The 3,316-nt window shown below is 70.1% G+C and carries 2 protein-coding genes and 1 pseudogene; all 3 read right to left on the bottom strand.

All coding sequences use genetic code 11. The annotated features are described in order from the left end of the window. A pseudogene (locus CCL05_RS42070) lies at window positions 1-384 on the bottom strand (type VI secretion protein); the annotation flags it as partial. An 11-nt stretch (window positions 385-395) separates the two neighbouring features. Continuing rightward, window positions 396-1,805: an ATP-binding protein gene (locus CCL05_RS42075; RefSeq protein ID WP_086565797.1), complete on the bottom strand. Its 1,410-nt coding sequence runs from the start codon at window positions 1,803-1,805 to the stop codon at window positions 396-398. A gap of 6 nt (window positions 1,806-1,811) precedes the next feature. Then, the coding region (locus tag CCL05_RS42080) for an SCO6880 family protein (protein WP_425275993.1) at window positions 1,812-3,316 on the bottom strand (1,505 nt) is incomplete at its 5' end.

The following is a 3,316-nucleotide window of genomic DNA, read 5'->3' on the forward strand; positions in this document are numbered from 1 at the left end:
CCCACGACATCCCCGGCGCCTCGCCCGGACCGCCCGCCATCTGGCCAGGGTGCCCATCACGAACACCGTCAGGACGATCAGGATCATCAGCTGGCCGATGAACAGGCCCCAGAACAGGCCGTAGCCCGAGAGTTCGGCGGGGGGCGTGTCGGGCCAGGCGCCGGGGATGTCGTGGGGCTGGGCGATGAGGCCGCGCATGGCCAGGGGCGTGCGGGTGAAGGTGACGCCGGACGGCCAGGAGCCGTGGGCGAACAGGGCGGCGAGGCCGGTGGCCGTCCACACCAGCAGGGTCATGCCGAGGAGGAACGCGAGTATGCCGACCAGCAGGCCGTCGGGGATGCCTCCCTGGCTGTCGTGCCGGCTGCGGCGGTCGTCCGGTCTCACGTGTCCTCCCCCTACGCCACCGTCGATTCGGAGTCGCCCAGATGGTGCTCCACGAAGGCCGCCGCCCGTTCCTCCGCCTCGAGTTCGGCGGCGCGCAGGGCGTCGTCCTCGAGGTCGGCGGAGGACTCGGTCATCGCGCGGTCGGTGAAGACCAGGGGGCGTTCGGTCTCCGTGATCAGGTGTTTGACGACCTGGACATTGCCGTTGACGTCCCAGACGGCGATGCCGGGGGTGAGGGTGGGGATGATCTCGACGGCCCAGCGGGGCAGGCCGAGGACTCTGCCCGTGGCCCTTGCCTCGTCGGCTTTCTGGGCGTAGATCGTCCTTGTCGAGGCCATTTTCAGGATGGCCGCGGCCTCCTTCGCCGCCGCGCCGTCGACGACGTCGGACAGGTGGTGGACGACCGCGACGAACGACAGGCCCAGTCGCCGGCCGAACTTCAGCAGGCGCTGGAACAGCTGGGCGACGAAGGGGCTGTTGATGATGTGCCAGGCCTCCTCGACCAGGAAGATGCGCTTCTTCCGGTCGGGGCGGATCCAGGTGTGCTCCAGCCACACGCCGACGATCGCCATGAGGATGGGCATGGCGATGGAGTTGCGGTCGATGTGGGACAGGTCGAAGACGATGAGCGGGGCGTCGAGGTCGATGCCGACCGTCGTCGGGCCGTCGAACATGCCGCGCAGGTCACCGTCGACGAGACGGTCCAGGACCAGGGCGACGTCCAGGCCCCAGGCCCGTACGTCGTCTATGGCGACGTTCATCGCCTCGGCGGACTCGGGCTCGGGGTGGCGTAGCTGCTCGACGATGTCGGTGAGGACCGGCTGGCGGTCGACGATGGTCTCGTTGACGTAGGCGTGCGCGACCTTCAGGGCGAAGCCGGAGCGTTCGTCCAGGCCGTGGCCCATCGCGACCTCGATGATCGTGCGGAGCAGCGCGAGCTGGCCCGTTGTGGTGATCGCGGGGTCGAGCGGGTTGAGGCGGATGCCCATGTCCAGGGCGGCCATCGGGTCCAGGCGGATGGGGGTTATCCCCAGCTCCTGGGCGATGAGGTTCCACTCGCCGACGCCGTCCTCGCCCTGGGCGTCCAGGACGACGACCTGGCGGTCGCGGAAGCGGAGCTGGCGCAGGACGTACGTCTTCTCCAGCGCCGACTTGCCGTTGCCGGACTCGCCGAGGACCAGCCAGTGGGGGGCGGGGAGCTGCTGGCCGTAGAGCTGGAAGGGGTCGTAGATGTAGCCCTTGCCGGAGTACACCTCGCGGCCGATGATGACGCCGGAGTCGCCGAGGCCGGGGGCGGCGGTCGGGAGGTAGACCGCCTGGGCCTGGCCCGTGGACGTGCGCACCGGGAGCCGGGTCGTCTCGACCTTCCCGAAGAGGAAGGACGTGAAGGCGTCGGTGAGGACGGACAGCGGGTCCCGCATCAGGTCCTACCTCCGAATGCCGGTGGCGAAGGGAAGGGTGTTCACGAAGGCGCGGTGGTGTTCGCGGTCGCACCATTCCAGCTTCAGGTACGACTTTCCGGCCGAGGCCCTTATCGTGCGCTTGTCGCGGGCGAGGGCCTCGGGGGAGCGCGAGGAGACGGTGATGTAGCCGACGAGGTTCACTCCGGCGGCGCCGCTGGCGAGGTCCTCGCCGCGCTGGTCGAGCCGGGAGTGGGCGGCCACGTCGCGCGGGTCGACGGTGCGGTTCATCTTGGCGGCGCGGGACGCCTCGGCCTCGTCGTTGGTCTTCTCCGTGAGCATGCGTTCGATGGCGACCTCGGTGGGTTCGAGGTCCATGGTGACGGCCACCGTGCGGATGACGTCCGGGGTGTGGACGAGCAGCGGGGCGAGGAAGTTGACGCCGACGGGGGTCATCGGCCATTCCTTCACCCAGGCCGTGGCGTGGCACCAGGGGGCGCGGGTGGAGGACTCGCGGGTCTTGGCCTGGAGGTAGGTGGGCTCCATGGCGTCCAGCTCGGCGGGCCAGGCATTACGTTTCGTCATCGCCTGGATGTGGTCGATCGGGTGGTCCGGGTCGTACATGGAGTGGATCAGCGAGGACAGTCTGCTCTGGCCGAGCGGCTGCCGGACGCGGATGTCGGCCTCCTGGAGGCGGGAGCAGATGTCGGTGAGCTCGCGGGCCATGACGACGGCGAGTCCGGCGTCGCGGTCGACCTTGCCGCCGTGGGCGCGGGCCGCGCGGGCCATGGCGTTGGCCTCGGCGGCGAGGTCGCGGGTGTAGTGCATGCAGGCGACGAGGTAGGCGCGGTGCTGCTCGCTGCTGGTGGACACCATGGACTGCAGCTGGTCGTAGGACTGCTGGAGCCACGGCGGTGCCTTGTCGTCGCCGCGGATGGCGACGTCCTTGGCGTGGGCGTCCGGGTCGGCGGGGAGGGTGCGGGCGAGCATCTGGAGGCGGGTGACGAAGCCGTCGCCGTTGGCCACGTGCTTGAGCAGGGTGCCGAAGCGGTCGACGAGGGCCTCCTGGTCCTCGGAGTCGCGCAGGCCGACGCCGGGGCCCTCGATCTCGATGGCGGCGGTGACGGTCTTGCGGTCGGCGTGCAGCAGGACGGCGATCTCGTCGGGGCCGAAGGGGGCGGCCAGCCAGGTGATGCGGCCGATGCCCGGGGGCGGTCCGACCTCGACCTCGCGGCCGTCGAGCCGGGTGCCGGCCTCGATGACGGAGGAGCGGTAGGTGGTGCCCTGCTTCAGGGTGCGCTTGTAGCTGCGGTTGATCTCGAACCACTTGTAGAACGTGCGGTGCTTGTACGGCACGTACACGGCGGCCAGCGCGAGCATCGGGAATCCGGCGAGCAGCACGATGCGCAGGGACAGCACGGGGACGAGGAGCCCGCACATCATGCCGAGGAACGCGCCGACGACGATCAGGGCGATCTCGCCGGTCTCGCGGTTGCGGCCGATGATCGCGTTCGGCCGCAACCGCGAGACCG

The organism is Streptomyces africanus (genome assembly GCF_002150735.1).
Classification (GTDB): Bacteria; Actinomycetota; Actinomycetes; order Streptomycetales; family Streptomycetaceae; genus Streptomyces; species Streptomyces africanus.